This is a genomic window from Streptomyces sp. AP-93 (genome assembly GCF_022808175.1).
In the GTDB taxonomy this organism is placed as follows: domain Bacteria; phylum Actinomycetota; class Actinomycetes; order Streptomycetales; family Streptomycetaceae; genus Streptomyces.
Map to the genome: position 1 here is coordinate 408,615 of NZ_JALGBX010000004.1, position 26,450 is coordinate 435,064.

Below are 26,450 nucleotides of genomic sequence, written 5' to 3' on the forward strand. Positions count from 1 at the left end.
CCTCCGGTTCCGCTCAGCTCCAGGTGAGCCCGGGCGGGCGCACCGCAGCGCACACGGGCATCCCGCAAGCGTCCGTCAGCCCGAGCCGCGCTTCGGCGGCGCCCCGTTCGACGGCCTGCGGCGGGAGGCCGTCGAGCATCAGCTTGGCGCGGCGGAACATCGTGAACGCGCCGCCGGGCGGCAGCTCTCCCCACGTCAGATACAGGAACCGGGCCCCGCGTCGCCCGTGGACGTAGGGGCCGCGAAAGTCCCAAGCGCCGTCCGGCGCCGCGACCGCCTCCACGGTGAACTCCCAGACCGCCTCAGCCGCATCCCCGGGCACAGCGGCTTCCGCCTCGCGCCCTCGCTGCACGGCGACGTGGACGTCCCGGTAGCCGCCGCATTCACGACCCGGGAGATCACGGCCGATGATCCGCAGCGAGAGTGGTGGCATGCGCACCACTCTGCCACGCACCGCATTCCCGGGCATTCAGTCGTCCCGCAGGAGCGGGCCGAAGGTCTGCTGCCCGATCTCGATGGCGCGTGCCTGGCTGACGATCTCCCCGCGTATTGAGGGGTGCGCCTGCTTCCACCGCCCGGCCGAAGAGGGACCGGCGAAGAAGTTCAGGCTGTCGCAGCACACCGCGGCGGCCGGGCCCCGCCCATCGCGGCGCCCGACGAACACGACGGCGCCGGGGGGCTGCCAGGTTGCGGTTCCGTCCGCGAAGGTGACCGTCACCGGCCGGCCGTCGACGGGGTCGGTGGAGGAGATGGTCAGGTCCTGGCCGAGCATCGCGGAGATACCGAGGGCGTCGATCGCGCACATCGAGGACACGCTCACGCCGTTGGCCAGGTGCACAGTGTGCCGCGTCCGTCCCGCCGAGAACGGGTAGGCGGCCTGGATGCGTCCCGATGCGTCGAGGGTCAGGAAATCCTCGTGGTCCAGCTCGGCCAGGACCTCGGCGGCCGACCGCCCCGCTTCGGCCGCCAGGCCTTCGAGCAGAGCGGCATCGGGCGCACGCCCCGTGGCGGCGAAGTGCCGCAGGACCGCCTGCTGGACCAGCCGCAGACCGCGCTCGGCGGGCGCACGCCGACCCCGCCCTCCCCGGCCGATCGAATCCAGCGGGTCCAGCGGGTCCAGGGAGTCCAGCGGGTCCAGGGAGCTCAGGGGGTCCAGGGGGACCAGGGGGTCCGTCTCGCAGCACCCCTGCTCTTCGTCCTGCTGGGGCCGGCGCGCTCCCGCCAACGCCTCCCGCAGGGCCCGGACGCTCGGCGCACCGTCGATCCGGCCCTCCGCGTCGCGATAGAGCCGACACGAAACCGACGGCGGAGCACCAGGCATCGCAAACGGGTCGACTCCGTCAAGGAGCACGGTCGGAGAGCCCGTCATGCCCCACCGGGCCGCCTCTCGCTCCCCGGACACCTCGACCAGCTCGATCCCGGCTGCTCGACCGTCGAGCGCCGCCGCCAGCCGCTCTCGCACGACGGGTACGTTCGGGCACTCCGGCACCGTGAGGATCACGATCCGCATCCCGCGCTCCCTTCCGTTCCCCTTCACCGAGTCCTGAACCGACCGTAGACCTTCCACCACACTGGAAGGTCAAGGCGTAGCGTGGAGGGATGCGCATCGGTGACCTCGCAGCGGCGGGCCAGGTAACGACCAAGACCATCCGCTTCTACGAGCAGGCCGGCCTCCTCCCCGCCCCGCCCCGTACAACCGCGGGCTACCGCGACTACCCTCCAGAGACGACCAGCCGGCTCGCATTCATCCGCGACGCCCAGGGCGCGGGCCTGACCCTCGCCGAGATCCGGTCCGTCCTGGACATCCGGGACAACGGCCAGGCCCCCTGCGGACACGTCACCAGCCTCATCGACCAACGGCTCGCGGACATCGAGCAGCGCATGACCGAACTCCGCCAGACCCGCACCGCACTGCGCGAACTCGCCCGCCGGGCCGCCACCACCGACCCCGACACCTGCTCCGAGAGCGACATCTGCACCATCCTCACCCGGCCGTGACCGGCATACGCGGACGACCGCGCCGATGGCCCCGACGACCAGGGTCCGCGTCCACGTGCGGCTGAGGCTGCCTGCCACAACCCAGTCGGGCCGGCAGCGGACACCTGCTTCCGGGCAGATCCGCAGGGCCTGCCGACCACGCCCCGGCCTTCGGCCGGTAGGTGCACACGTGCACGCCGGTGCCGCTGACGACCGTGGAGACCAGTTCGAACGTGCGGAGGTGGCCATCGGTCGGGTAGATCGACTTACCGCCGCCGACGAGCACCGGCAGGATCATGAGCCGCAGCTCGTCGACCAGCCCCTCGGCCAGCAGGGTTCGGGTGAGGGACGCGCTGCCCATGACCACCAGGTCGCGGCCTTCGGCCTCGCGCAGCTTCTTGATCCGGTCCAGGGCCTGGTCGCCGGGGATGCACGTGGTGTTGTTCCACGTCAGCTCGTCCTCGCCGAGGGTGCTGGACACGACGTACTTGGTGACGCTGTTCATGTGGTCGGCGAACGGGTCGCCGGCCCGGGCCGGCCACGCCGCGGCCATGGTCTGCCAGGTGCGGCGCCCGAACAGCAGGGCACCGGTGCCTGCCTGCCACTCGGCCAGGGCGCCGCCCATCACCTCCGGCTCGAAGAACGGGTGGCTCCAGCCACCGTGCGCGATCGAATCATTGCAATGACCTGAAGGTGAACGCGCACTGGCGGCCAGCATGGACTACTTCGCCTCGCCCTGCGAGAGCCAACCACGGCGCCGCGCGGTGACCTGGCCCCTCTGACACCGAGCGCCGCATCCCGACCGCACCGGCGATCAGCAGGGCGCCGGCGAAGGTACGCCGACGCAGGCTCAAACTCAAGCTCAGGCGAACAACTCGGCGAGCAGCTCGGGGCCGATCGCGATGGGAGCGGGGCGGTAGGCAGGCGGCTGGGTACCCAGCAACTCGCGGACCAGGAAGCCCCAGCAGCATGTACGGCCATAGGACAAGTGGTCGATGAACGTGTTGGCGAGGTCGATGTCGGAAGTGCGGCCCCAGGCCTCGGGGTTGTCCACGCCGTCCCAGGCCTCCACGAAGCCGGCGTTGAAATGACGGGCGTCGTGCGAGCCGGAGAGGACGGCTCCCACCTTGTACGTCTCGGGGAAAACCAGCACCGCGCGGGCCGCGGCGAAGCCGCCGCCGGAGTGGCCGAACACGCCCGGTAGCGGCGGGCGGGGTCGAACCCCCGGGGGTGGCCCGGAGGCAGTGAAGTACGCCACCCGCTCGGCCTCGTCGACGCGCAGGATCTGCCGCACCGCCCACTGTCCGGAGGTGACCTGCCCCGAGCAGCTCGCCCGTGTGCAGGTCATACCGGTACAGGTGGCCCCAGCCGTCCCGCTGCGAGTACCACAGCACCTCGTCGGCCAGGACCCGCACGATCGGCGGCTCGTACCCGAACTGGTTGGGCTCGACACGGGTCACCCCGGTCTCGCTGAGAACCGTGGTGACCTCGCCGGTGGCCGCGCCCAGCCGGTACAGGGCGAGCGTGCGCACGTCGCGGGGCCACCCGAGCGTACGACCGCTCTGCGCGGACCACCCGCGATGATTGACGCAGTTCAGCGCGTCCTTCCCCTGGGCTTCAAGCGAGTTGGGGGAAGTTCCGGGGCCGGAATCGGAGGGCCGTCGTAGCCCTTGACCTCGCCGTAGCGGGTGCCCTTCATCCAGTCCTCGCGGAAGCCTGCGATGTCCTCTTGGGAGCGTCCGATCCAGTTCCAGAACAAGTATTCGCTCAGACAAGTTTTCGCAGGTCGGAGAGGTACCGGATCACTGGCGGTCAGCAAATCGTCAGCATCGGTCCGAGGAGCGGCACGCAGATGGCACCAACGAGTCTGGCACACGGCATGGGCACCGTGTTCAAGGAATGCGGGCACGACCAGGCCTACTGGCCCCGCTGCCCGCACCCCTACAAGATCCGCTACCGCAACACCATGGGACGCCAGCAGCAGGAATCAGGGTTCACCAGCCGGGAAGCGGCCATCACCCGCCTGGTGGCTGTCTACAACGAGCGCAAGTCCGCCCCGGCCAACCAGACCCGCACCGAGCGCCTCGCGAAGTACGGCCCCATGACCTTCCGCGAGTACACCCGGGAGTGGAAGCAGGGCCAACGCCACCTCGCGCCGGCCTCCCTCCTCCACCTCGACTCGCTCCTTGAGCACCACCTCTTCCCGGCCCTGGGCACCTGGCGCATGGACTCCTTCGACCACAAGGTCGTCGAGCACTTCATCCGCGCCATGGAACAAGCCGGCACCGGCCTGGCCACGCAGGCCAACGCCTTCGACAAGCTCAAGGCCATCCTCCTCGACGCCCACCGCCTCGGCATCTACCTCGACAGCCCGCTCCTCGGCGTCCAAGCCCCTGTCTACGACCCCAAACGCGCCGTCATCCCCTCCCCCGCACAGCTCCGCGTCCTACGCACGGTCGGCGACGACGCCTTCCAGCTGCTCGTCGATCTCATGAGCGGCTGCGGACTGCGCAACGGTGAGGCAGCAGCCGTCAACCTCAACAACATCGTCGCCGCCGACACCTACCGCGTCACCGAGCAGGTCAACCGCACCACCAAGCAGTACGACCGACTCAAGCACCGCAAGAAGGGCGAGCACCGGGACGTCCCCCTGCCCCCGCAGGTGAAGGAAACCATCGAGCGATACGCGGCAACGCACGGGACAGTGGACGGCTACCTCCTCCGCCACCCGCAGGACCGCTCCCGCCCCTACGCCAGCTACCTACTCAACAACCAGTGGCGCCGCATCAAGCAGACCCAGAAGCTCGACATGCCGGATGGCATGGTCCTCTACGGCTTCCGCCACTTCTTCGCATCCAACTGCCTCGCCCACCGCATCCCCATCACCGACGTCGCCGAATGGATGGGCCACACGAACCTCGAGATCACCTTCAAGACCTACCGCCACCTCATGCCCGGCACCATCGGCCAAGCCGCCATCATCCTGAACACCACCCTCACCGCATGAGGGTCTATCAGGGATTTCCGATAGACGACCCCGTTCCGGCCGGGTGTGATCCACGGGCCGCCGGTGCCGGGTTTCCTGAGAACCAGAGGCATGAAAGGTCTGTGGGTGCCGTCATGCGGGCTTCACCAGGCCCGTGTCGTAGGCGAAGATCACAGCCTGGACCCGGTCGCGGGCACCGATCTTCGCGAGGACATGACTGACGTGCGTTTTGACGGTCGAATCGGCCAGCGACAGCCGCTCGGCAATCTCGGGGTTGCTCCAGCCGGACGCGACGGCGGTGAGCACCTCGCGTTCGCGCTGGGTGAGGGAGGCGAGTCGGCGTTCCTGGTCGGGGGTACGGCCGGGGAAGCGGTCGGAGAAGGCGTCGATGAGCCGGCGCGTCAGGCCGGGGGCGATGACGGCGTCCCCGGCGGCCACCGCGCGGATGCCCGCGATCAGTTCGTCGGGCTGCGCGTCCTTGAGGAGGAAGCCGCTGGCCCCGGCGCGCAGGGCGGCGTACGCGTACTCGTCCAGGTCGAAGGTGGTCAGCACCAGGATGCGGGAGTTGCCTCCGGATTCCACGATGCGGCGGGTCGCCTCGATGCCGTCCATCCCTGGCATGCGGACGTCCATCAGGACCACGTCGGGGCGTAGGTCGGCGGTTCTGCGGACTGCTTCCGCTCCGTGGGTGGCCTCACCGACCACGGCCATGTCGGCGTACTGCTCCATGAGCATGCTGAAGCCGAGGCGCTGCAGGGCCTGGTCGTCGACGATGAGGACGGTGGTCATTTCGGGCTGCTCTCCGTGGAAGCGGTAGTGGGCTGGTGCGGTGTGGCTGCCAGGCCGGCGCGGACGGTCCAGCCGCCGCGGGAGTTGGGGCCCGCAGTGACCTCGCCTTGGTAGAGGGCGGCCCGCTCGCGCATGCCGACCAGCCCCTGGCCTGTGTGCTCGCGGTGGCCCTGAGGTGTGGGGCGGGAAGGTCCGGAGTCCTCGACGGTGATGTGCACGGCTTGGTGGCCGGCCGTGACCACGACGGACACCGTGGTGTCGGGCGCTGCATGCTTGAGGGTGTTGGTCAGGGCTTCTTGGACGATGCGGTACATCGCCAGCTGGAGTCCCTGGGAGAGGCCGGTCAGGTCGCCTTCGGTGTGCAGGGCGACGGTGGGCCCGGCGGCCCGGACCCGTTCCAGCAGGGCGCCGAGGTCGGCCACGCCCGGTTGCGGGGCGAGTGGGGCGTCGGGGTCGCTGCGCCCGTCGCCGATGACGCCGAGCAGGCGGCGCAGCTCGGCCAGGGCGCCGCGGCCGCTGTCGGCGATGATCCTCAGGGTGTCGGCGCCCCGTTTGGGCGAGCGCTCGGCGAGACCGGCGGCGCCGTCGGCGAGGCCGACGATGACGGCGAGGGTGTGGCCGAGGATGTCGTGCATCTCCCGGGCAACACGGGCACGCTCCGTGGCGACTGCCAGGCGAGCCCGCTGATCCCGCTCCACCTCCAGCCGCAGTGTGCGCTCCTCCAGGGCCGCGATGTAGGAACGCGCCACCCGGCTGGCCAAGCCCAGTCCCGCCATCGCCACGGTGCAGACCACCAACAGGCTCACGAGCGCCGGGAGCTGCCTGAGGCTCGTCGCCGACCCGTCGGCCGACAGGACGAAGCCCGTAGCGACCACCTCCGGAATGCTGACCGCGAGAGCGAGGGCCACCTGCCCGGGGGTTCCGAAGCGAGCCAGGCTGTACAAGGCCACCAGACGGCTGGCGGTGGAGCCCATCTCCAGGGCTATGCCCACCGCAGACAGGCAGGCAATGACCCAGAAGACCAGGAGGGGGCGGCGTTCCCGCCACAGGAGCGGCAGGGAGAAGCCGGCCACCAGTACCAGCAACACCGCCAAGCGGGTCTCGGAGCTGCCGGGCATGTTCAGCAGGGACAGGATGCCGAGCAGGGCGACGCCGGCCGGCACCCCCCACCGTCTGACCCGCGGATGGGCCTGGTCCGCGCGCCCCACCGACGTCAGCCAGGACAGCAGCCGGACGATCGTGCGGTGCTCGGAGTCGGCCAGCAGGGATCCGGGCTCGACGGGACGGACCGTCGGATCTGATGAGGTCACTGCGCACACCCCTCTCGGTGCAGGCGGGGATGGGAGATGTGGCAGGTGGGCGTCCGCACGGCCGGCCGGAACTGTCGTTCTGGTGCGGATGCTACGGCCGCCCGGTCAGCTCCTGGCGGACGCGGGGCGTGAGCCGCTTCATCACGCTAGCCGCGCTCCCGGAGGCCTCTGCGGCACGCAGGGACCGAACATCGGTCAGCGCTCTAGTACCCAGGTACTAGAGCGCCTCGTTCCCGAGGCCCACGCCGCGCTGTGCCTTCGACGCGTACGGTCCCCTCACCGGCGGCCACCGCAAGGCATCAACCCATCTGGTCTGCGGTGGAGAGGTGCTCGACCGTCTTGCCGGTCTCGGTGAAGGTGCGCGTCACGTGGCCGGACGAATACACCCACAGGATGCGCAGGGGACGGTCGCCGATGTTACGGAACAGGTGCGGGATCGGGGAAGGGACGTACGTGGTGTCGAACTGCTCCAGCTTCGTCACCTCACCGTCCACCACCACCTCGGCCTCACCCTCCAGGATCGTGACGTGCTCGTCGCAGTTATGTGAGTGCAGGGGCGCCCCCGAGCCCACGGGATAGACGCTGATCCCGCTGGTGATGCGGTTCTCACCCCCCGCAGCCGACGCCGTGATCAGTGGCGTCGTGACGACCGAGCCGCCCCGGTCGAGCAGGGGTACCGACGCGGCTTTGATGATGGTGGTCATCCTGGGTTCCTCTCGAATTCACGGCCGTGCGTCAACCGACCGTAGGCCGTACCTCGGCGGTTGAGTGCCCCACGATGCGCAGCTTTACGTTGCGCGTCCGGGGGGATGGGCATCCCCGAGCCCAGCTGTACGGTCACCACTCATCGCACGGCGTCCTGTTCCGTGACGGAAACACGTTGGAAAGAAAAGGCAGGTATCGGCCAGATGAGGCTCCCCGTTCTCCAGCATGAGGAAATGGACCCGCGGCAGCAGGAGTTGGCGGCCCGCATCGCGGGGCGGCGCGGCGCCGTCCGAGGCCCGTTCCGGGTCTGGCTGCACAGCCCGGAGATGTGCGAGCGCGCCGAATCCCTCGGCGCCTTCGCCCGCTTCGACTGCAGCCTCCCCAAGCACCTGCGCGAACTCACCCTCCTGATGGCCGCACGGAATTGGGACGCGCAGTACTCCTGGAACGCGCACGTGCACCAGGCGATCGAGGCAGGTATTCCGGAGGCTGCGGTCAAGGCGATCGCCGAGAAGCGCGAGGCGGTCTTCGAAGAGGAGAAGGATCAGTCCTTCTACCAGTTCTGCCGAGAGATCCTCGAAGAGCACTTTGTCTCCGACGAGACCTTCGCCCGCGCCCACGCGCACTTCGGTTCCAAGGGTCTGGTCGACACGATTGGTGCGCTCGGCAACTTCACCATGCTCGGCATGTGCCTGAACACCTTCCAAGTGGATCTGCAGGACAAGGAGCCCCCGTTCCCGGACGTCCGCGGCTACGGGCGGGTCATTCCCGGCGGCAACGGGGGACACTCGTGACGTCCCCGCCGGCGCCCGCCGCTGTCGTCCGCGTCCGCGGTGTCACCAAGAGCTTCGGTGGGGCGGCCGCGCTCAAAGAGGTGGATCTCGATCTGAACCCCGGCGAGATACACGCGCTGATGGGGATGAACGGGGCGGGGAAATCCACCCTGGTGCAGGTGCTCGCCGGGGTGCACCAGCCCGACCGGGGCGGCGTCGAGATCGACGGCCGGACCCACGCGGCCTTGACGATGCGCCAGGCTCGTCGGCTCGGCGTATCCATGGTCCCCCAGCGCCGCGAGCTCGTCATGGGGCTCACCGTCGCCGAGAACATCCTGCTGGGCGACCTCCCGGTCCGCCGCGGCCGGGTGAACTGGCGGACGGTGAAGGCGCAGGCCCGTGAGGCACTCGAGGCCCTGGACATCGTCCTCGACGTGGAGCAGCCGGCCGGGGAGCTGACCGTGGCCGAGCAGACCATGGTGGAGATCGCCCGCGAGGTCCGCCGCGGCGGTCGGGTGCTCATCCTCGACGAGCCCACGGCCTGCCTGGGCGCGGAAGCCGCGCAGCAGGTCAAGACGCTGATCCGCAGGCTCCGGGACGAGGGCATCGCGATCGTCTACATCTCGCACTACATCGACGAGGTGCTGGACGTCGCCGACCGCGTCACCGTGATGCGGGACGGACGGGTCGTGCACACCGCGCCCGCCCTCGAACTCGACGGTCCCGGCCTGGTCCGCCACATGGTGGGCCGTGACGTGGTCTCCCGGCGCCCCGAACGGTCCGCGCCCAGGGAGGAGATCGGGCTACGGGTCAGCGGCCTGAGCCGGGGTCGCTTCATCCGCGACTTCGGCGTAGAGGTACAGAAGGGCGAGGTGGTCGGCGTCCTGGGAGCAGCCGGCGACGCCCAGTCCTTCCTCTTCGACCTGCTCTCCGGCAGGCTCCGGCCGGACGGCGGGACCCTGCACGTGGGCGGCCGGAGGGTGCCCCTGGGACGGGTACGCCATTCCCTGGACAGCGGACTGCGGTGCGTGAGCGGAGACCGCCGCAACCTCGGCCTCATCCCCGGCCTGTCCGTGAACGAGAACCTCATGCTCGCCGGCGACCGCTTCGCCCGGCGTCGGCTGCACCGCGAACCCGAACTGGCCCTCCGCGCCGCACCCCACCGCGATGCCTACGGCGTGGTCACGCTCTCGCGCAATCCGCCCGTCAGCACGCTGTCGGGCGGCAACCAGCAGAAGGTCCTCCTCGCCAAATGGCTGGAGACCTCGCCCACGGCGGTCTTCCTCGAAGACCCCACCAACGGGGTCGACGTGGCGGCCATGGCCGACATCCACACGATCATCGACGACCTGGCGGGCCGGGGCGTGGCGGTCCTGCTCGCCTCCTCCTCCGCCGAGGAGATCATGCGCCTGGCCGACCGCGCGGTGGTCGTGCGCTCGGGCCACGTCGTGGCCGAACAGGACATCGCCCGCACCACTCGCGACGAGCTCGTCTCGACCGCCCTCGGAGGTACCCACCCATGAGCCTCAAAACCGCACCCCGGGCCCGGAATCCCGTCGGCTCCCGGCAACCGACGGGCAACAGTGGGAAGGGCGGCCTGCTGGCCAGGGCGCAGCAGATCCCGCACTTCGGCCTGCTGGGTGTACTCGCCCTGGTGGCTATCGTCGTGGGAACACAGAGCGGCGCGTTCTTCACCGGCGACAACGTCCTCAACGTGGTCCGCCAGGTGAGCATCGCGGCCGTCATCGCGGCCGCCCTCACCCTGGTGATGACGGCCGGCGGCATGGACTTCTCCATGGGCAGCAACGTCTACGTGATTGCGGCCTTCGCCGCGCAGCTGATCCACTCGGGCACCTCCGTCACGGTCACGATCCTCACCTCCATCGCCCTGGCCACCGTGATAGGCCTGGTCAACGGGCTCATCGTCACCTACACGAACGTGGCGCCCTTCGTGGTGACTCTGGCCACCGCCACCATCCTGGACGGCGTCTGCCTGGTCGTCCTCGACGGCAAGACGGTGTCGAGCGGCGACGCGCTGTCCGGTTTGGGCGCCGGCCACACCCTCGGACTGCCCAACCTGACCCTCCTGGCGGTCGTCGTCCTCGCGATCACCGCTCTGATCATGAAGTACACGACCTTCGGCCGCGACCTCTTCGCCATCGGCGGCAACGAGCACGTCGCCCGCCTCAGCGGCATCGGCGTCAACCGCAACAAGCTGGTGCTGTACGCGGCCGCGGGCGCGCTCTCCGGCCTCGCCGGAATCATGCTGCTGTCCCGCCTGGTCTCCAGCAGCCCCAGCCCGGGCGGAGGCCTCATGCTCCAGCTCGGCGCGGTGGCCGCGGTCGTCATCGGCGGCACCGCACTGGCGGGCGGACACGGCACGGTGGCAGGCACCGTGCTCGGGGTGCTGCTGCTAGGCGTGGTCGCCAACGCGCTGAACCTGCTGCAGATCTCCTCCTTCTACCAGCCCGTCTCGGTCGGCACGGTGCTGGTGATCGCGGCCGTCGCCAACCAGTTCCAGAAGTCGCGCCACGCCCACTGACGCAGGGCGGCGCACCCCCGCGAACCCCACACCCGTAACCCCTCATTGCACACGCCCCGGCCCGTGGTGCGCAGCCGCACCCGGTACATCCGCACGCCCTACGGAAGGCACCGCAAAATGAGAGTCACCCACCGCCGCCAGGCCCTCCTCGCCACCGCCATCGGCACGGGACTGCTGCTCACCGGCTGCGCCGAAGACGCCGGCCAGGGCGGCGACGGCAAGTACACCATCGGCTTCGTCAACGGCAGCAACACCGAGTTCCACACCTGTCTGCAGAAGTCGATCGAGCTGAAGGCCAAGGAGCTGGAGGTCGAGCTCTACACGGCCAACTCCACCCAGGACGCCGGCAAAGAGCTGTCCAACATCGAGGACATGATCGCCCGCGGTATCGACGCGGTCATCGTCCAGACCGTCAACGTGGACGCCCTGTCCGCGGACATAGCCAAGGCCAAGGCCGCCAACGTCCCGATCTTCCTCACCTCGGTCCTCCCCGGGGACATGAAGGACGTGCTCGGCGCCTCGGTCGTACCGCTCGCTGAGGTCGGCAAGATGGACGCCCAGCAGGTCGGCCACGACGCCCAGGGCAAGAACGTCAAGATCGGCATCATCGCCGGCGCCCCCGGAGCCGCCTCCGACGTGCTGGTGGGCGGCTTCAAGGACAACCTCCCGGCGAACGCGACGGTGGTGGCGAACCAGCCCGGCATGTTCTCCCCGGCCAAAGCACAGGAAGTGGCCGAGAACATGATCCAGGCCCACCCCGACTTGGACTATGTCTTCATCGCCAATGAGGAGATGGCCTTCGGCGCGGTTAACGCCTTCAAGGCCGCGAAGGCGGACGTCAAGATCGTGACCAACAACGGCACCGAGCGCGGCGTCGAGGCCGTCAAGAACGGCACCTTCCTCGCCACGATCTCCAACTCGGCGGCGGTCACCGGGGCCACCGCGCTGGAGAACACCGTCCGGCTCCTCGACGGCTACAAGGGCATCGACAAGATCGCGCGCACCCGGCTCGTCGCCGTGACCAAGGCCAATGCGGACGACGCTCCGGCGTACTGCCCCAAGTAGCCCCGCGGGCGGGCAGCGGGCCTCGGCCGGGTTCTGGGCCAGCGCACAGGAAGCGCCCCTACCGTCCCCCTCCAACACCCGCCGCTCCTGCCCGGCCTCGGCGGCCCCGTCAGCACCACCCCGCTCCATCAGCACGACAACCGGCCCGGGACCTACGGTCCCGGGTAGTCGGAGGAACCATGGACCGCCTGCTCGTCATGCACAGCTTCATCACCGTCGCCCAGAGCGGAAGTTTCAACGGCGCCGCCAAGAAGCTGGGCTCTTCCGGCTCCCTCGTGTCACGGCACGTCGCCGAACTGGAGCGCCAGGTGGGCGTCCGGCTCGTCCACCGCACGGCCCGCTCGGTGAGTCTGACCGAACAAGGCCAGAGATACGCGGAATTCTGCGCGCGCATCCTCGGGGAGATCGAGCAGGAGGACGTATCCATCGCCCAGCTCCACGACCGCGCCGAAGGGACGCTCAGCATCAACTGCCCGAAATGGATCGGCGGCTTGGACCTGGGCGACGCCATCGCCGCATTTTCCGTGACGCATCCGAAGATCCAGGTCAAATTCGAACTCGGTGGAATGTCGGACCGGACGTACGATTTCCTGGACGGCGGTTTCGACATCGCTTTCCACACCAGGGACCTGCGTGATTCCGGTGTGCGGCTGAAGAAAATCGCATCGCTGCCGTTCGTCCTGTGCGCCGCACCCTCCTACCTGGACCGCAACGGCCCGCTGGACGAGCCCAACGGCGTCGCCGCGCACGACTGCCTCGTCCACGTCAACGACCCCGTCTGGCGCATCGGCCACGGGCACGCCTCCACCCTGCACAAGATCCGCAACGTGGCGTTCTCCTCCAACTCCTACATCGCGCTGCAGAAAGCCGCGGTGCACGGCCGAGGCATCGGACTCCTACCGCAGCGGCCGGCGTACGACGATCTGATCTCCGGCGCCCTCAAGGTCCTCCTGCCGGAGCGGGGCGTTCCAGACCGTCCGCTCTACGCGATCTACGGCCCCGGGCCGTCCACACCCAGGAAAGTCAGCGCATTCCTCGAATTCCTCACCGAATGGTTCTCGAAGAATCCCATTCCGAGGATTTCCGGCAGCGCATGACCCGCAGGCCGCGCAGGGTGCAATCAACGATTGCGAACCCCGCACGCCGGATCCGTTGAGGCGGACCGCAGGCACATCTACGCTCGCCGGGAAACGGTGACGGGACCGAGTTCCGCGATATCAGCGAAGTGAGGAATCCATGGGTATCCAGAGGGTCGAGTCGGTCACCTACGGCGTCGAGGACCTCGAAGAGTCTGTGCGGTTCTTCGAGGACTTCGGCCTCCTCCTCGTGGAGAGGACCGACGAACACGCGGTCTTCGAGACCCTCGCCAGACAGACCGTGCACCTCGACACCCGTCCCTCCTCGACCCTGCCCGCCCCGGTCGAGCAGGGGCCCACCCTGCGCGAGGTGGTGTGGGGCGTGGACACCGCGCCGGAGCTGGCCCGCCTGGTGGCCGCAGCGGGACGGGACCGCACCGTCCGCGCGGCCGCGGACGGCGTGCACCACACCGTCGACGAGACCGGTTTCGGGGTGGGCCTCACCCTCGCACGGCCCAAGCCACTGCCCGCCCGGCACCGGCCCTCCAACGTCTCCGGCGCGGTCGACCGCTGGAACTCCCCGCTGGACTCGGTGGGGCGGGTCCGCCCGCTGCGCATGTGCCACATCGCCCTCAACATCCCCAAGGACGGGCGCGAGCAGGCCGTCGCCTTCTACACCGACCGCCTCGGCTTCCGCCCGACCGACGTCATCAAGCCCATGGGCGTCTTCATGCAGGCTCCCGGCGACGACGACCAGCACACCTTCCTGCTGTGCCACCGGCCCGACCGGGCGGGGATCAACCACATCGCCTACGAGGTCCCGGGCTTCGACGACGTCGTCGAAGGCGGCAACCACATGATCGACAGTGGCTGGCGCGAGGCCCGGAAACTGGGCCGCCACACCATCGGCTCCAACGTCTTCCGCTTCCTCCACGCCCCGTGCGGAGGCCGCGTCGAGTACGCCTGCGACATGGACCGCGTCGACGACTCGTACGAGACCCGCGTCCACGAGACCGCGCCGCCGCACACCATCTGGTCGCTGCGCACCAACCGCGACGCGTCGCCGGCCGCCTGAACCACCACACCCCATCCGCTGAGAGGGCCCACGCATGACCACCGACAACGGCTATCCCGCCGTCCGCATGTACATCGCGGGCGAGTGGTGCCAGGGCGGTACCGGATGGACCGCCCCCATCGTGAACCCGGCCACCGAGGAGGTGATCGGCGAGGTCCCGCTCGCCACCACCGTCGATCTGGACCGTGCCGCTGCCGCCGCCGCCGAGGGCTTCGAGATCTGGCGCTCCACCCCCGTGGCCCGCCGCACCGAGATCCTGCACGCGGCCGCGGACCTCGTGGCCGAACGCGCCGGGGAGATCGGCCGCGTCATGACCCTGGAGCAGGGCAAGCCGCTCGCCGAGGCGGCCGGGGAGGCCCGCCGGGTCGCGGACACGCTGCGCTGGCACGCGGAGGACGCCCGCCGCGCCTACGGCCGCGTCATACCCTCGGCGCCCGGCACCCTCCTCTCCGTGCGCCGCGCGCCCATCGGCCCCGTCGCCGCCTTCGTACCGTGGAACTTCCCGGCCGGCGGGCCCATGCGGAAGATGTCCTCGGCGCTCTCCGCCGGCTGCTCCCTGGTCATCAAGGCCTCCGAGGAGACCCCTGCCACCGCGTGCGCGCTCGTGCAGTGCTTCGAGGACGCGGGCCTGCCGGCCGGCGTCCTCAACCTCGTCTTCGGCGAACCGGCCGAGGTCTCCGCCCACCTCATCGCCCACCCGGACACCCGGCTCATCGCCTTCACCGGCTCGGTCCCCGTCGGCAGACTGCTCGCCGCGGAAGCGGGCGCGCACATGAAGCCCTCGCTGATGGAACTCGGCGGCCATGCCCCGGTGATCGTGTGCGCGGACGCCGATCCCACTGTCGCCGCGCGCCATGCGGCCGCCGCGAAGTTCGTCAACGCCGGGCAGGTGTGCACCTCGCCCAGCCGCTTCCTGGTTCACGAGAGCCTCGTGGACGAGTTCACCGCCGCGTTCGTCAAGGCGACCGAGGCCGTCCGGGTCGGTGACGGGCTCACGGAGGGGACGACCATGGGGCCGCTCACCAACGAACGCCGCCTCGCCGCGATGGAGCGGCTCACCGCCGACGCCGTCTCGCGCGGGGCCACGGTGGTGACCGGCGGCGACCGGCTTGACCGGCCCGGCTACTTCTTCCGGCCGACGGTCCTGACCGGTGTACCTGCCGACGCGCACGTGATGGTGGAGGAGCCCTTCGGCCCGATCGCCCCGATCGTCGCGTTCTGCGAGCTGGACGAGGCCCTCGCCGCCGCCAACGCGACGCCTTACGGCCTGGCCGCGTACGGATTCACCGAGTCCGCCGCGACCGCGGAACGGCTGGTGAGCGAGCTCCAGGCCGGCATCCTCTCGATCAACCACTGCGGCGGCTCCGTCCACGAGGCCCCGTCCGGCGGTATGAAGGACAGCGGTTACGGGCGCGAGGGCGGCCCCGAGGGACTGGACGCCTATCTCGCGACCAAGCGCGTCTCCCACCTGCTCGTCGGCTGAACCGCGATGCGATACACGCGTCTGTCGGTCCGCGGATTCGCGGTCTGGGGCCGGGTGGGCGAAGAGCACGTGGAACTGCTCTCCGGGTCCCCCCTGGAGGGCTGCCCCACCGTCATCGGATCGGTGGCCCGGTCCGAGGCGGTGTGGCTGCCCCCGGTGGTCCCGCCCGTCTTCTACGCCGTCGGCATGAACTACACCCGCCACATCGAGCACGCCCGCGCGCTCGGAGACACCAAGGCGGTACTGCCGAAGCGCCCGGAGATCGGCTACCGGGCCAACAACGCTCTCACCGGCCACCTTTCCCCGATCGTGAAGCCGGTGGAAGTGGCCGGCCGCTTCGAGGCGGAGCCGGAACTCGTCGCCGTCATCGGCCGCACCCTGCACCGGGCCTCCTACGAGGAGGCCCGGTCCGGGGTCTTCGGCTGGACGATCGGCAACGACGTCAGCGCCCGCACCTGGCAGCACGAGGACCGCACCTTCTGGCGCAGCAAGAACGCCGACACCTTCAAGCCGATGGGCCCGTGGATCGAGACCGAAGTGGACGCCATGGCCCAGACCACCACGCTACGGGTGGATGGCGAGGTGCGGGCCTCCTTCCCGACCGGCGGGATGGTCTTCGACCCGTACGACTACGTCGTCGAGATGACCAGATACCTCACCCTGCACCCCGGCGACGTCCTGTGGATGGGGGCCGAGTCCACCTGCCAGCTGGAGCCGGGGAACACCGTGGACGTCGAGATCAGCGGCATCGGCGTCCTCACCAACCCCGTACATCTCGAAGGGAATCACCCATGAGCAAGGACCCCCTCTACATTCACCACGTCAACTTCCCCACCACCGACTCCGACCGGACCGCCGCCTGGTACGGACAAGTCTTCGGGATGAAGCGGATCACGCCCAAGTCCAACACCCGGGTCGTGCTGATGACCCGCGGCAACTTCGACCTGCACTTCACCCCGGTCGAGGAAATGGAACGGATGGCGCCCTACCACTTCGCCGTGGAGGTCGACGACTGGGACGGGTTCCTCGCGCATCTGAAGGAGCTGGGCATCCGGCACACCCGTCCGATCGAACGGCCCGAGAACCAGTCCAAGTTCTGCTACATCCACGACCCCGACCACACGATGATCGAACTGGTCTTCCACGGCCGCCGCCCCAGGTAATCGTTCCTTGCGAGGAGTTGTTCCCATGCCTTACGCCGATTCCAACGGCACCTCCATCTACTACGAGCGGCACGGCAGTGGACCCGTGATCTTCTTCGTGCACGGTTCCGGCGGCCACCACTCGATCTGGTGGCAGCAGGTCGCGGCGCTCCGCGACGAGTTCACGCTCGTCACCTTCGACCTGCGGGGCTTCGGCAAGTCCGATTCCTCCATGCCCGAGTTCGACGGCCAGGACTTCCCCGGGGACCTGATCGCCGTCCTCGAGGCCGAGGACCTCACCGATGTCATGCTCGTCGGCCAGTCCATCGGCTCCGTCGCCGCGCTGCGCGCCGCACTGGACCGCCCCGACCGGGTCTCCTGCGTCGTCCTCGGGCACTCCCTCGGCGGCATCAGCCACCCCGAACTGACCGAACTGGCCGCTGCCGACCGCGCCGAAGCCGTCAAGCTGCCCGTCATCGACCGACTGCTCACGGCCGGGTTCCAGCGGGAGCGGGCCGATCTCACCTTCCTGTTCCAGCAGATGGGCACCTTCAACGTCGCGAGGATGCAGGACCTGCGCAATCTCGACACCAACGGCCCGAGCCTTCAGGACATCCAGGAGTCAGGGGTGAAGGTCGCCTTCCTCGCCGGCGAGAAGGACGCGGTCCTCAGCGTGAAGACCGTGACCCGCGCCCACGAGCTGCTCCCCGGCTCCCACCTGGAGATCGTCCCCGGCGCCCCGCACTCCATGTACTGGGAGACCCCGCAGGCCTACAACGAGGCCGTCGCCCGCCTGCGCCGCACCCTCACCGCACCGAAGGACATCGCATGAGCAGCCTCACCCTCGACGCCGCCGAGGAGATCACCGGAGCCGTCCTCCAGCGCGCCCGGTCGCTCGGGAAGGCGGTGAGCGTCGCCGTCGTGGACGCCGGCGGATTCCCGGTCAGCGTCCGCCGCTCCGACGGCGCCCGCCCGCTCACCCCGGACATCGCCCGCGCCAAGGCGTACACCGCGGCCGTGATGCAGCGCCCCGGCACGATGCTGAAGAAGTGGCAGGAGAGCCAGCCGGTGTTCTTCTCCCAGCTCTCCCAGTTGCCCGGCGCGGCCATGCCGATCATGGCCGCCGAAGGCAGCGTCACGATCAAGAAGGACGGCGAGATCATCGGCGGCCTCGGCGTGGCCGGCGGCACCGCCGACGAGGACCAGCAGGTCGCCGACGAGGTCCTCGAAGCCCTCGGGTACGAACTGGAGTTCCCCGCCTGGGGCGTCCCGGGTGCGCAGAAGGGCAAGGAGTAGCCATGGCGGACACCTTCAACTACCGAATCGACCACCACGGCAGCCTGGTCCGCCCCGAGGCCCTGCTGGCGGCACGTGAGCAGTACGCACACGGGGAGGTCGACGTCGAGGCACTGCACGGCGCCGAACGCGTGGCCGTCGAGGATGTGGTGACCCTCCAGCGCAAGCTGCGCTCCACCGTGGTCACCGACGGGGACTTCCCCCGTAGCGACTTCCGAAGCGCCGTCCTCGACGGCCTGACGGGCCTCAAGTGCACGGGCGAAGGGGTGGGCGGGCTGTCCCGGTGGGTCGCCGAGTCCCTGCCCAAGACCGACGGTCCGCTGCTCTCGGACTGGGCGGACACGGCCGCCTCCCTGACCGTGATCGCACCCAAGGTCTCCCTGCCGTCCCCGGCCTATCTCGCCGCCACCTGCTTCGATCCGGGCCTGGCCGCCTCGGGCGGGCCTTCCTCGGCCCGCGCCCTCGGCGAGGCGCTCGCGGAGATCGTCCACGCGGAGATCGAACTGCTCGTCGCCCGGGGCGTGAAGCTCATCCAGCTCAACAACCCGCTGCTCCTCGCGGGCGTCCGCGCCGAGCCCGGCGCTCCGGGGACGCTCTCGTTCGAGGACGCCCTCGCGGTGGAGACCCTGGCGGTACGGCTCGACCAGCGCCCCGAGGGCGTACGCATCGGCCTCTGCCCCGGCTGGCGGGCGCCGGCCGCGGTGGACCGGGCCAGGGTCGAGCGGATGTACGGCGAGATCCCGGTGGACCGCTGGATCCTGCCGTACGACCAGGGCACCGGGGCAGAGCTCGACCTGATCAGAGCGCTGCCCGAAGACCGGGACGTGTGCCTGGGCGTCGTTGACGCGACCACGCCCGAGCTGGAGGAAATCGACACGGTCATGGCCCGGATCGATGCCGCCGCCGAGATCAAGGACATCGAGGACATGGCCCTCTCCCCGTCCCGCGGCTTCGCCGACACGGCCGCCCGGCCGCTGCTCGGCGCCGAGGACCAGCGCCGCAAACTCGTACTCGTGGAGACCCTGGCGCGCTACTGCTGGGGCAACGAGTTCTGACACCTGGAACGCGGGGTCCTGGACAGCTCCCGCGTTGCAGGACAAGCCCGAAGGCCGGGAAGCGCCCCAGGGGTGCGCTTCCCGGCCTTCGGGCACGTGCCGACAGGGCCCGGCTAGTAGAGGACCTCGGCGAACATCACTGTCCGCTCGGTGAGCAACGGCCGGACCGTGCCCACGATCAGCTCGTCGAAGTGGCCGGCCGCGGTGTGCGCGTCGAAGCCGGCGCGGTCGGCGTACCGCTCGTAGAGCACGAAGCCCCCCGGCCGGTCCGTCTCCGCGTGCACGTCGTAGGCGAGGTTGCCCGGCTCGTTGCGGGTGTGTTCGCGCATCTTGAGCAGCGCGGCCCGCACGGTGGCCTCGTCGGCGCTCTCGCAGCGGTAGTGGGCGATGACGGCGTACGTCATGGGGTGACTCCCTTTCGGGCAGGTGGGGTTGGCGGTCCGCCGATTCCAGCACGGATCTCCCACGCTGCGGCCCCCCGGAACGCGCAACCAATGCCTGCCGTCCTGGACCTGCCCGCACGCCCCCGCGTGGTGTGTCGTGACCACTGGTTCTGCGACACCGATGAAAGAAGGATCTTGATGCGTACCGTGGAAACCCTCGTGGGCGGGGAGTGGGTGGCCTCCGGCGAGTGGATCGACGTCCAGGACCCCGCGGACCTGCGCGCGCCCGCCTTCCGAGTCCCGGCGCTGAGCCCCGAGGACGTGACCCGCGCCTACGACCGCGCCCAGGAGGGCTTCGCCCTCTGGAAGCGGACCACCCCCGTCGAGCGGGGCGTCGTACTCCACCAGGCGGCGCGGCTGCTGCGGGAGCGCGCCCCGGAGATCGCCGCCGACATCGCCACCGAGAACGGCAAGACGTTCGCCGAGGCTCGCGGCGAGACGCTCAAGGCCGCCGACTTCCTGGAGTACTACGCCGGTCTCGTGGGCCGGGGCGGCTACGGCACCCTCCTGCACGACGTACGCCCCGACACGCGGACCAGCGCACAGCAGGAGCCGCTCGGCGTGGTCCTGGCCATCACACCGTGGAACGACCCTCTGATCACCCCAGCCCGCAAGCTCGCTCCCGCGCTCGCCGCAGGCAACTCCGCCGTCCTCAAGCCGGCGACCGAAACCCCGGTGTCGGCGCTCCACCTGGCCCGGGCACTGCACGACGCTGGGCTGCCGGCCGGCGTGCTGAACGTGGTCACCGGCCAGACCTCCCTGATCAGCGAGGCGCTGCTCGGTGACGCACGGATCGCAGCCGTCACCTTCACCGGCGGCAACGCCGTGGGCGCGCACCTGCGCGAGCGGTTCGCCATCCGCAACATCCGCTTCCAGGGCGAGCTGGGCGGCAAGAACGCCTCCGTCGTCCTGGCCGACGCGGACCTGGCCAAGGCCGCCAGGACCGTCGTCGCCGCCGCCTTCGGCCAGGCCGGCCAGCGGTGCACGGCCACCAGCCGGGTGATCGTGCAGCGGGACGCCTATCTGGAGTTCACTCGGCTGCTCCTCGCCGAGGTCGCCGCGCTCCGCACGGGCCCCGGCCTGGCCGAGGGAATGACCATGGGACCGCTGTCCAGCCCCCGGCAGCGCGACGGCGTGCTCGCCGCCATCGAGGGCGCGGTCAAGCAGGGCGCGACCGTGGTCGCCGGCGGCGCCCGCGCCGACGAGGGACCTCGCGCGCACGGCTGCTTCGTACAGCCCACCGTGCTCGCGGACGTCACACCTGCCATGGACATCTGGCGCGAGGAGGTCTTCGGCCCGGTGCTCGTGCTGCGTGCCGTCGACACGTTCGACGAGGCGGTCGAAGCGGTGAACGACTCCGTCTTCGGCCTCGCCGCCGCCGTCTTCACCACGGACCTGCGCGCCGCCCACCGCTTCGCGGACGAGGCCGAGTGCGGCCAGATCGCGGTCAACCTGACCACCCCCGGCTGGGACGTGCACCACCCCTTCGGCGGCTTCCGGGATTCCGGGTCCGCGTTCAAGGAGCAGGGCACCGAGGCCCTGCGCTTCTACACCAGGGTCAAGACCGTCGCGATCCACTTCGGCGCGTGACGCCCGTACGAGCAGAGGAAAGGAGGCGCTGATGGCTGACGAGACGATCGGCGTCGTCGGCGCCGGCATCGTGGGCCTCGCCACCGCCCGCGAGATCGCCCTGCGCCGCCCCGGTAGCCATGTGGTGGTCCTGGAGAAGGAACACCGCGTCGCCGTCCACCAGACCGGACACAACTCGGGCGTCGTGCACGCGGGCATCTACTACACGCCCGGCAGCCTGAAGGCCCGACTGTGCGCCCGGGGCGCGGCACTGATCCGCGACTACTGCCAGGACCGGGGACTGCCGTACGAGGAGTGCGGCAAGCTCGTCGTCGCGGTCACGGAAGCCGAGCTGCCCCGCCTGGAGTCCCTGTACGCCAACGCCCGCCGGAATCAGGTGCCCGGCGTACGGATGGTGCCGGCCGGTGAGATCGGTGACTTCGAGCCGCACGCCGCGGGCAGGGCGGCGATCCACTCCCCGCACACCGCGATCACGGACTACACCCGCATCGCGGAGGAGCTCTCCCGGGACGTCATCGAATCCGGCGGGGAGGTCCGCTTCGGCTTCCCGGTCACCCGGGTGACCCGACTGCCCGGGCCAAGGGTGGAAGTCGCTTCCGGGGAGGAAACCCTCACCGTGAACCGCCTCGTCCTGTGCGCCGGGCTGCACAGCGACAAGGTCGCCGCACTCGCCCACGACCAGGACGATCCGCGCATCATCCCGTTCCGCGGGGAGTACATGACGGTCAGCCCGGACAAGGCGCACATGGTGCGCGGCCTGATCTATCCCGTCCCCGACCCGCGCTATCCCTTCCTCGGAGTGCACTTCACCCGCCGCGTCAACGGCGAGGTGGAGGTCGGCCCCAACGCGGTCCTGGCCTTCTCCCGCGAGGGGTACCGGCTCACTGACATCGACCCGCGCGAACTCGCCCGCATCGCGGCCTTCCCCGGCACCTGGCACCTGGCGAAGCAGCACTGGCGAACCGGCATCAAGGAGATCCGAGGCTCCCTGTCCACGCGCTCCTACATGAAGGACGCGCAGCTGTACGTGCCCGGCATCGGCACCCGCGACGTACAGCGCGGCGGGGCCGGCGTCCGCGCCCAGGCCATGGGCCGGGACGGCTCCCTCGTGGACGACTTCCGCATCCACACCGTCGGCCCCGTCACCGCCGTGCGCAACGCTCCCTCACCCGCCGCCACGTCCTCGATGGCGATCGCCGAACACATCGCCGACATCGTTTTCGATGACGGTTCGGCGACCTGAATACCTCTGTGTACAGCGGCTTTTCACGCAACAACAGCTTGCGCGCCGGGATCTCTGCAGGAGCCCTTCCCGCATCTAACGTCTGACTCACACCCCACCGATTCACTCCTCCGAGAGAAGGAAGTACCGGCATGTTCGTCGTCGACACCCAGATCCACATCTGGAAGGAAGAGACCCCGGACCGCCCCTGGGTCCCGGGCGCCCGTGAGCGCATCCGCCTCAACGGCCACCGCGAGGACCCCTTCTCCTACGAGGAGGCCCTGGAGCTGATGGACGAGGCCGGCGTCAACCGGGCACTGATCCTCCCGCCGTCATGGGAGGGCGACCGCATCGACTACGCCCTCGAGGCCTGCGAGGCCCACCCGGACCGCTTCGGCATCATGGCCCGCATCCCGCAGAACAAGCCCGTCGAGGGCGCGGCCATGCTCCGCGACTTCGCGCAGAACCCGCACGTCAAGGGCACCCGGCTCACCTTCCACCGGCCCCAGGACCGCAACTGGATGATCGACGGCACCAACGACTGGTACTGGCCGCTCGCCGAACAGCTGAACGTCCCCACCATGGTCCACGCCCCGGTCTGGAAGCGGGAGCTCGGCGAGATCGCGGAGCGGCACCCCGGACTGAAGATCATCATCGACCACATGGGCATCATGGCCCGCTGCGTCGACGACGCCATCGGCTACTGGGTCCAGGAGACCGCCGACCTCCACAAGTACCCCAACATCTACGTCAAGCTCTCGGCCCTCCCTGGCTACTCCACGCAGCCCTTCCCCAACGGCAACATCGAGCAGTACGTCCGCTCGATGGTCGACCAGATGGGCCCGCAGCGCTGCTTCTACGGAACCGACATCACCCGCCTGCTGGGCCACGGCATCAACTACACCGACACCATCGAACAGTTCACCAAGCACTGGGAGTTCACCCCCGAGGAGCTGGAGTGGATCATGGGCCGCGGTATCGCCGAGGTCCTCGACTGGCCGATCGAGGGCTGAGGAACCACACGAGATGACGGACACCACGAAGCCTCCGGGAGCCGACGGCGGCGATGCCCTCGTCTCTGCCTTCAACGCCGCCGGCGCCGACTACCTCTTCTGCTCCTCGGGGTCCGAGTGGGCCCCCGTATGGGAGTCCCTGGCGCGCCGCCACCGCGACGGGCTCCCCTGCCCCCAGTACCTCGACCTGACCCACGAGACCGTGGCCGTGGGCCTGGCCACCGGCTACGGGCTGGTCACCCGCCGACCGCAGGGCGTCCTGCTGCACGCGGCCCCCGGCCTGCTCCAAGGCTCGATGGCCGTACACGGCGCGCTGCTGGCCGGCGTGCCGATGGTGGTCGCCTCCTCGGAGTCGACCACGTACGGCGACGCCCCCGGGCACGACCCGGGCGGCCAGTGGTACCGCAACCTGTCGATCGTCGGCGGCCCGCACCAGATCGCACAGCCCTTCACCAAGTGGTCCAACGAGGCCGCCAGCGTCCACACCCTGCCCACCATGGTCACCCGCGCGGCGGAGTTGGCCTGGCGGGCGCCCGCGGGACCCGCGTACCTCAACATCCCCCTGGAGATCCTCCTGGAGGAGTGGGACGGCCGCGAAGCCAAGCCCATCGTGGAACCAGGCTCCACGCACAGCTCACCCGAAGAGGCCGACGCCGTCGCACGGATGATCCGCGAGGCGGTGAACCCCGTGATCGTCACCGAGACCGCGGGCCGCGAAGTGGGCGGATCCGAGGCTCTCGTGGCCTTCGCCGAGGCGTGGAACATTCCGGTGGTGGAGCCCGACTCGGCGGTCTGCGGCAACTTTCCGCGCACCCACCCGCTACACGCCGGCAGCGACATCGGCCCGTGGATGGACGAGGCCGACCTCATCCTCCTCGTCAACTGCCGCGCCCCCTTCTACCCCCCGAGCCGCCGCCCCTCCAAAGCGCAGATCGTCGTCATCGATGAGGTGCCACAACGCCCGCACGTGGTCTACCAGGCGCTCTTCGCAGACCGCTACTTGGAGGGCGGTGTCGCCAACACCCTGCGCCAGCTCGCCAAGCGGGCGAAGGATCTCGACGCGTCCGCCGTCGCCGCACGGCGCGCGGCGCAGGAGGAGCGGCACGGCGCCGAGCAGGCCGCGATCACGCACGCCGAGGAGGCTGCCGCGACGCGGGACGGAATCGACCCCGTACTGGTGGCCGCCACCCTGCGCCGCCTGCTGGACGGCCAGGACTCCATCGTCGTCGACGAGACCATCACCCACAGCCGCGTCGTCAAGCGCCATCTGCAAACCGACGCACCCGACTCGTACTTCTACGTGCAGGGCGGCCTCGGCCAGGGCATCGCCGTCGCGCTCGGCGTCAAACTCGCCGCCAGGGAACGGCCCGTGGTCCTCACCATCGGGGACGGCGCCTTCACCTACAACCCGGTCATCCCGTCGTACGACGCCTCCAAGGCCTACGACCTGCCAGTGCTGATCGTGGTCTTCAACAACCGCGTCTACAAGTCGATGAACCTCAACCACCGCCGCTTCTACCCCGACGGCGCTGCGGCTGAGACGGGCGAATGGCTCGGCACCGACCTGAACCGGCTGCCCCGCCTCGCCGCCTTCGCCGAGCCGTTCGGCATGCACACCGAGACCGTCGACACCCGGGACGCGCTGGGCCCCGCGCTGGAGCGCGCCCTGAAGGCCATGGCGGAAGGCACCACCGCCGTCGTCGACGTCCTCGTCACCCGCTGAACCAGGAGGTACCCACCACCATGCCCGACACCCCCGCCACACCCGACCCCAAGCCGGGCAAGGTACTCGTCCCCGCCGAGGACCTCCGCACCTTCTCCGCCGCCCTCCTGGAGAAGGGCGGCCTGAGCCCGGAGCACGCCCGTACCACCGCCGACGTCTTCGTCTGGGCCGCCCTGCGCGGCGTCGACTCACACGGCATCGCCCGCGTCCCCGCCTACCTCGACCTGCTGGAAAAGGGAGTGGCCAACGCCGACGCCCGCATCACCCTCGAATCGACCACCCCGGGCGCCGCCGTCCTCGACGCCGACCGCGCACCCGGCCCGGTGGCCCTGTCCGCCGCCGCCACCGAGGCGGTCGACCGCGCCCGTACGACGGGCATCGCCACGGTCGGCGTCCGGGAGACCGTCCACACCGGGGCCATCGGCTACTACGTCTCGAAGATCGCCGAGCAGGGCATGATCGGCATCGGCTTCGTCGCCGGCATGCCCAACATGGGCTACGCCGGCGTCAAGGGCGCCGCCGTGGCCACCAGCCCGCTCGCCATCGCCGTACCCGCCGAGGACCACGCACCCCTGCTCCTCGACATGGCCACCGCAACCATCGCCCTCGGCAAGATCCGCCAGGCCAAGGCGAGCGGCACCCCGCTCCCCGAGGGCGCCGCCGCCACCGAGGACGGCACCCCCACCACCGACCCCGCGCTGGCGGTCATGCCGCTGCCGCTGGGCGGCGCGAAGGGCTCCGGCATGTCCCTCGCCTTCGAACTGCTCACCAGCGTGCTCGTCGGCGCGCCGATCTTCTCCGCCTTCCACTCGGACGACCCCCAGGGCCGCAAGCACCGCCAGAACGCCCTGCTCATCGCCCTCGACCCGGAGGCCTTCGGCGGCGCCGCAGGCTTCAGGGAAGCGGTGGACACCACACTCTCCACCCTCAAGGAACTACCGAAGGCCGACGAGGCGGCGGGCGTCTTCTACCCCGGCGAACGCAGCGCGGCCCTGGCCCTCAGCCGGTCGGAGCAGGGGATCCCGGTGACGCCGAAGGTGCGACAGGACCTGGTGGAGCGCGCCCGGAAGCTGGACGTCACGATTCCGGAAGTCCTCGCGCAGTAGGCTGCCGCTTCCCACCATGACCGGGGAGCGGAGGGCCGGCCCGGTCAGGTTCCGAATGCGTCCGGTGCGGCGGACACCC

26 protein-coding genes and 2 pseudogenes are annotated in these 26,450 nt (G+C 70.0%); 19 read left to right on the top strand and 9 right to left on the bottom strand.

The window, feature by feature from the left end; translation table 11 throughout:
* Positions 1 to 13: 13 nt before the first annotated feature.
* Both MTF69_RS09655 and MTF69_RS09660 read right to left on the bottom strand, forming a co-directional pair.
* Positions 14 to 433, bottom strand: coding sequence for a DUF5990 family protein (locus MTF69_RS09655; protein WP_243332556.1), 420 nt, complete (start codon positions 431 to 433; stop codon positions 14 to 16).
* 36 nt (positions 434 to 469) lie between these two features.
* A complete protein-coding gene (locus MTF69_RS09660; RefSeq protein ID WP_243332558.1) occupies positions 470 to 1,510 on the bottom strand; it encodes an alkylmercury lyase family protein in 1,041 nt (346 codons plus the stop codon).
* An 89-nt stretch (positions 1,511 to 1,599) separates the two neighbouring features.
* Here MTF69_RS09660 and MTF69_RS09665 point away from each other — a divergent pair, with 89 nt between their 5' ends.
* Positions 1,600 to 1,998 (top strand): heavy metal-responsive transcriptional regulator, encoded by a 399-nt coding sequence (locus MTF69_RS09665; protein ID WP_243332560.1) that lies wholly within the window; start codon positions 1,600 to 1,602, stop codon positions 1,996 to 1,998.
* 145 nt (positions 1,999 to 2,143) lie between these two features.
* On the opposite strand, the pseudogene MTF69_RS09670 reads toward MTF69_RS09665, so the two are convergent.
* The 3 genes and pseudogenes from MTF69_RS09670 to MTF69_RS09680 all read right to left on the bottom strand — a co-directional run.
* A pseudogene (locus MTF69_RS09670) lies at positions 2,144 to 2,647 on the bottom strand (dihydrofolate reductase family protein); the annotation flags it as partial.
* Between the two features lie 192 nt (positions 2,648 to 2,839).
* Positions 2,840 to 3,325, bottom strand: coding sequence for a S9 family peptidase (locus MTF69_RS09675; RefSeq protein ID WP_243332562.1), 486 nt, complete (start codon positions 3,323 to 3,325; stop codon positions 2,840 to 2,842).
* Positions 3,326 to 3,571: 246 nt separating this feature from the next.
* Positions 3,572 to 3,736: pseudogene (locus MTF69_RS09680) on the bottom strand (pirin family protein); the annotation flags it as partial.
* A 93-nt stretch (positions 3,737 to 3,829) separates the two neighbouring features.
* On the opposite strand from MTF69_RS09680, the gene MTF69_RS09685 reads away from it, so the two are divergent.
* Positions 3,830 to 4,984: a tyrosine-type recombinase/integrase gene (locus MTF69_RS09685; protein WP_243332564.1), complete on the top strand. Its 1,155-nt coding sequence runs from the start codon at positions 3,830 to 3,832 to the stop codon at positions 4,982 to 4,984.
* Positions 4,985 to 5,095: 111 nt separating this feature from the next.
* Here MTF69_RS09685 and MTF69_RS09690 read toward each other — a convergent pair whose 3' ends face one another.
* The 3 genes from MTF69_RS09690 to MTF69_RS09700 form a co-directional block, all read right to left on the bottom strand.
* On the bottom strand, positions 5,096 to 5,752 hold the full coding sequence (locus MTF69_RS09690) for a response regulator transcription factor (protein ID WP_243332566.1): 657 nt from the start codon (positions 5,750 to 5,752) through the stop codon (positions 5,096 to 5,098).
* Positions 5,749 to 7,062 carry a histidine kinase gene (locus MTF69_RS09695; protein WP_308401384.1) on the bottom strand — a complete coding sequence of 438 codons (1,314 nt, stop codon included), beginning with the start codon at positions 7,060 to 7,062 and terminating at the stop codon, positions 5,749 to 5,751. Before MTF69_RS09695 ends, MTF69_RS09690 begins: the two co-directional genes overlap by 4 nt.
* A 299-nt stretch (positions 7,063 to 7,361) precedes the next feature.
* Positions 7,362 to 7,766 (bottom strand): cupin domain-containing protein, encoded by a 405-nt coding sequence (locus MTF69_RS09700; protein WP_243332570.1) that lies wholly within the window; start codon positions 7,764 to 7,766, stop codon positions 7,362 to 7,364.
* Between the two features lie 234 nt (positions 7,767 to 8,000).
* On the opposite strand from MTF69_RS09700, the gene MTF69_RS09705 reads away from it, so the two are divergent.
* The 12 genes from MTF69_RS09705 to MTF69_RS09760 all read left to right on the top strand — a co-directional run bounded on the left by MTF69_RS09705 (position 8,001) and on the right by MTF69_RS09760 (position 19,274).
* Positions 8,001 to 8,561 (top strand): carboxymuconolactone decarboxylase family protein, encoded by a 561-nt coding sequence (locus tag MTF69_RS09705; protein ID WP_243332572.1) that lies wholly within the window; start codon positions 8,001 to 8,003, stop codon positions 8,559 to 8,561.
* Entirely contained in the window at positions 8,558 to 10,063 is a 1,506-nt protein-coding gene (locus tag MTF69_RS43355) for a sugar ABC transporter ATP-binding protein (RefSeq protein WP_243332574.1), read from the top strand. The genes MTF69_RS09705 and MTF69_RS43355 overlap by 4 nt, the downstream gene beginning before the upstream one ends.
* Positions 10,060 to 11,082 carry an ABC transporter permease gene (locus MTF69_RS09715; RefSeq protein ID WP_243332576.1) on the top strand — a complete coding sequence of 341 codons (1,023 nt, stop codon included), beginning with the start codon at positions 10,060 to 10,062 and terminating at the stop codon, positions 11,080 to 11,082. Before MTF69_RS43355 ends, MTF69_RS09715 begins: the two co-directional genes overlap by 4 nt.
* A 117-nt stretch (positions 11,083 to 11,199) precedes the next feature.
* On the top strand, positions 11,200 to 12,147 hold the full coding sequence (locus tag MTF69_RS09720; protein ID WP_243332579.1) for a sugar ABC transporter substrate-binding protein: 948 nt from the start codon (positions 11,200 to 11,202) through the stop codon (positions 12,145 to 12,147).
* Between the two features lie 179 nt (positions 12,148 to 12,326).
* Positions 12,327 to 13,244: a LysR family transcriptional regulator gene (locus MTF69_RS09725; RefSeq protein WP_243332582.1), complete on the top strand. Its 918-nt coding sequence runs from the start codon at positions 12,327 to 12,329 to the stop codon at positions 13,242 to 13,244.
* 139 nt (positions 13,245 to 13,383) lie between these two features.
* Positions 13,384 to 14,298 (top strand): VOC family protein, encoded by a 915-nt coding sequence (locus MTF69_RS09730; protein WP_243332583.1) that lies wholly within the window; start codon positions 13,384 to 13,386, stop codon positions 14,296 to 14,298.
* A gap of 34 nt (positions 14,299 to 14,332) precedes the next feature.
* On the top strand, positions 14,333 to 15,781 hold the full coding sequence (locus MTF69_RS09735; protein ID WP_243332585.1) for an NAD-dependent succinate-semialdehyde dehydrogenase: 1,449 nt from the start codon (positions 14,333 to 14,335) through the stop codon (positions 15,779 to 15,781).
* 6 nt (positions 15,782 to 15,787) lie between these two features.
* Entirely contained in the window at positions 15,788 to 16,576 is a 789-nt protein-coding gene (locus MTF69_RS09740) for a fumarylacetoacetate hydrolase family protein (RefSeq protein WP_243332586.1), read from the top strand.
* Complete coding sequence (locus tag MTF69_RS09745; RefSeq protein ID WP_243332587.1) at positions 16,573 to 16,944, top strand: VOC family protein; 372 nt, start codon at positions 16,573 to 16,575, stop codon at positions 16,942 to 16,944. Before MTF69_RS09740 ends, MTF69_RS09745 begins: the two co-directional genes overlap by 4 nt.
* Before the next feature lie 25 nt (positions 16,945 to 16,969).
* On the top strand, positions 16,970 to 17,755 hold the full coding sequence (locus tag MTF69_RS09750; RefSeq protein ID WP_243332588.1) for an alpha/beta fold hydrolase: 786 nt from the start codon (positions 16,970 to 16,972) through the stop codon (positions 17,753 to 17,755).
* The gene (locus MTF69_RS09755) at positions 17,752 to 18,219 is read left to right on the top strand and encodes a heme-binding protein (RefSeq protein WP_243332589.1); all 468 of its coding nucleotides are present in this window, start codon (positions 17,752 to 17,754) and stop codon (positions 18,217 to 18,219) included. Before MTF69_RS09750 ends, MTF69_RS09755 begins: the two co-directional genes overlap by 4 nt.
* A gap of 2 nt (positions 18,220 to 18,221) precedes the next feature.
* Positions 18,222 to 19,274: a methionine synthase II (cobalamin-independent)-like protein gene (locus MTF69_RS09760; RefSeq protein ID WP_243332590.1), complete on the top strand. Its 1,053-nt coding sequence runs from the start codon at positions 18,222 to 18,224 to the stop codon at positions 19,272 to 19,274.
* A 113-nt stretch (positions 19,275 to 19,387) separates the two neighbouring features.
* Here MTF69_RS09760 and MTF69_RS09765 read toward each other — a convergent pair whose 3' ends face one another.
* Entirely contained in the window at positions 19,388 to 19,678 is a 291-nt protein-coding gene (locus tag MTF69_RS09765; protein ID WP_243332593.1) for a putative quinol monooxygenase, read from the bottom strand.
* Between the two features lie 177 nt (positions 19,679 to 19,855).
* Here MTF69_RS09765 and MTF69_RS09770 point away from each other — a divergent pair, with 177 nt between their 5' ends.
* The 5 genes from MTF69_RS09770 to MTF69_RS09790 all read left to right on the top strand — a co-directional run bounded on the left by MTF69_RS09770 (position 19,856) and on the right by MTF69_RS09790 (position 26,371).
* The gene (locus tag MTF69_RS09770; protein ID WP_243332594.1) at positions 19,856 to 21,307 is read left to right on the top strand and encodes an aldehyde dehydrogenase; all 1,452 of its coding nucleotides are present in this window, start codon (positions 19,856 to 19,858) and stop codon (positions 21,305 to 21,307) included.
* A 31-nt stretch (positions 21,308 to 21,338) separates the two neighbouring features.
* On the top strand, positions 21,339 to 22,550 hold the full coding sequence (lhgO, locus tag MTF69_RS09775) for an L-2-hydroxyglutarate oxidase (RefSeq protein ID WP_243332596.1): 1,212 nt from the start codon (positions 21,339 to 21,341) through the stop codon (positions 22,548 to 22,550).
* A 131-nt stretch (positions 22,551 to 22,681) separates the two neighbouring features.
* Positions 22,682 to 23,542 carry an amidohydrolase gene (locus MTF69_RS09780; protein WP_243332598.1) on the top strand — a complete coding sequence of 287 codons (861 nt, stop codon included), beginning with the start codon at positions 22,682 to 22,684 and terminating at the stop codon, positions 23,540 to 23,542.
* A gap of 13 nt (positions 23,543 to 23,555) precedes the next feature.
* The gene (locus MTF69_RS09785) at positions 23,556 to 25,265 is read left to right on the top strand and encodes a thiamine pyrophosphate-dependent enzyme (protein WP_243332600.1); all 1,710 of its coding nucleotides are present in this window, start codon (positions 23,556 to 23,558) and stop codon (positions 25,263 to 25,265) included.
* 20 nt (positions 25,266 to 25,285) lie between these two features.
* Positions 25,286 to 26,371 (top strand): Ldh family oxidoreductase, encoded by a 1,086-nt coding sequence (locus MTF69_RS09790; protein WP_243332601.1) that lies wholly within the window; start codon positions 25,286 to 25,288, stop codon positions 26,369 to 26,371.
* Positions 26,372 to 26,450: the final 79 nt, after the last annotated feature.

Excerpts from the sequence above, each read along its gene's own strand:
- MTF69_RS09660 (WP_243332558.1), bottom strand. The coding sequence starts at position 1,510 with ATGCGGATCGTGATCCTCACGGTGCCGGAGTGCCCGAACGTACCCGTC.
- MTF69_RS09655 (WP_243332556.1), bottom strand. The coding sequence starts at position 433 with ATGCCACCACTCTCGCTGCGGATCATCGGCCGTGATCTCCCGGGTCGT.
- MTF69_RS09755 (WP_243332589.1), top strand. The coding sequence starts at position 17,752 with ATGAGCAGCCTCACCCTCGACGCCGCCGAGGAGATCACCGGAGCCGTC.
- MTF69_RS09690 (WP_243332566.1), bottom strand. The coding sequence starts at position 5,752 with ATGACCACCGTCCTCATCGTCGACGACCAGGCCCTGCAGCGCCTCGGC.
- MTF69_RS09745 (WP_243332587.1), top strand. The coding sequence starts at position 16,573 with ATGAGCAAGGACCCCCTCTACATTCACCACGTCAACTTCCCCACCACC.
- MTF69_RS09750 (WP_243332588.1), top strand. The coding sequence starts at position 16,970 with ATGCCTTACGCCGATTCCAACGGCACCTCCATCTACTACGAGCGGCAC.
- MTF69_RS09720 (WP_243332579.1), top strand. The coding sequence starts at position 11,200 with ATGAGAGTCACCCACCGCCGCCAGGCCCTCCTCGCCACCGCCATCGGC.
- MTF69_RS09705 (WP_243332572.1), top strand. The coding sequence starts at position 8,001 with ATGGACCCGCGGCAGCAGGAGTTGGCGGCCCGCATCGCGGGGCGGCGC.
- MTF69_RS09785 (WP_243332600.1), top strand. The coding sequence starts at position 23,556 with ATGACGGACACCACGAAGCCTCCGGGAGCCGACGGCGGCGATGCCCTC.
- MTF69_RS09735 (WP_243332585.1), top strand. The coding sequence starts at position 14,333 with ATGACCACCGACAACGGCTATCCCGCCGTCCGCATGTACATCGCGGGC.
- MTF69_RS09770 (WP_243332594.1), top strand. The coding sequence starts at position 19,856 with ATGCGTACCGTGGAAACCCTCGTGGGCGGGGAGTGGGTGGCCTCCGGC.
- MTF69_RS09725 (WP_243332582.1), top strand. The coding sequence starts at position 12,327 with ATGGACCGCCTGCTCGTCATGCACAGCTTCATCACCGTCGCCCAGAGC.
- MTF69_RS09765 (WP_243332593.1), bottom strand. The coding sequence starts at position 19,678 with ATGACGTACGCCGTCATCGCCCACTACCGCTGCGAGAGCGCCGACGAG.
- MTF69_RS09675 (WP_243332562.1), bottom strand. The coding sequence starts at position 3,325 with ATGACCTGCACACGGGCGAGCTGCTCGGGGCAGGTCACCTCCGGACAG.
- lhgO (WP_243332596.1), top strand. The coding sequence starts at position 21,339 with ATGGCTGACGAGACGATCGGCGTCGTCGGCGCCGGCATCGTGGGCCTC.
- MTF69_RS09780 (WP_243332598.1), top strand. The coding sequence starts at position 22,682 with ATGTTCGTCGTCGACACCCAGATCCACATCTGGAAGGAAGAGACCCCG.
- MTF69_RS09730 (WP_243332583.1), top strand. The coding sequence starts at position 13,384 with ATGGGTATCCAGAGGGTCGAGTCGGTCACCTACGGCGTCGAGGACCTC.
- MTF69_RS09685 (WP_243332564.1), top strand. The coding sequence starts at position 3,830 with ATGGCACCAACGAGTCTGGCACACGGCATGGGCACCGTGTTCAAGGAA.
- MTF69_RS09665 (WP_243332560.1), top strand. The coding sequence starts at position 1,600 with ATGCGCATCGGTGACCTCGCAGCGGCGGGCCAGGTAACGACCAAGACC.
- MTF69_RS09790 (WP_243332601.1), top strand. The coding sequence starts at position 25,286 with ATGCCCGACACCCCCGCCACACCCGACCCCAAGCCGGGCAAGGTACTC.
- MTF69_RS09715 (WP_243332576.1), top strand. The coding sequence starts at position 10,060 with ATGAGCCTCAAAACCGCACCCCGGGCCCGGAATCCCGTCGGCTCCCGG.
- MTF69_RS09760 (WP_243332590.1), top strand. The coding sequence starts at position 18,222 with ATGGCGGACACCTTCAACTACCGAATCGACCACCACGGCAGCCTGGTC.
- MTF69_RS09740 (WP_243332586.1), top strand. The coding sequence starts at position 15,788 with ATGCGATACACGCGTCTGTCGGTCCGCGGATTCGCGGTCTGGGGCCGG.
- MTF69_RS09700 (WP_243332570.1), bottom strand. The coding sequence starts at position 7,766 with ATGACCACCATCATCAAAGCCGCGTCGGTACCCCTGCTCGACCGGGGC.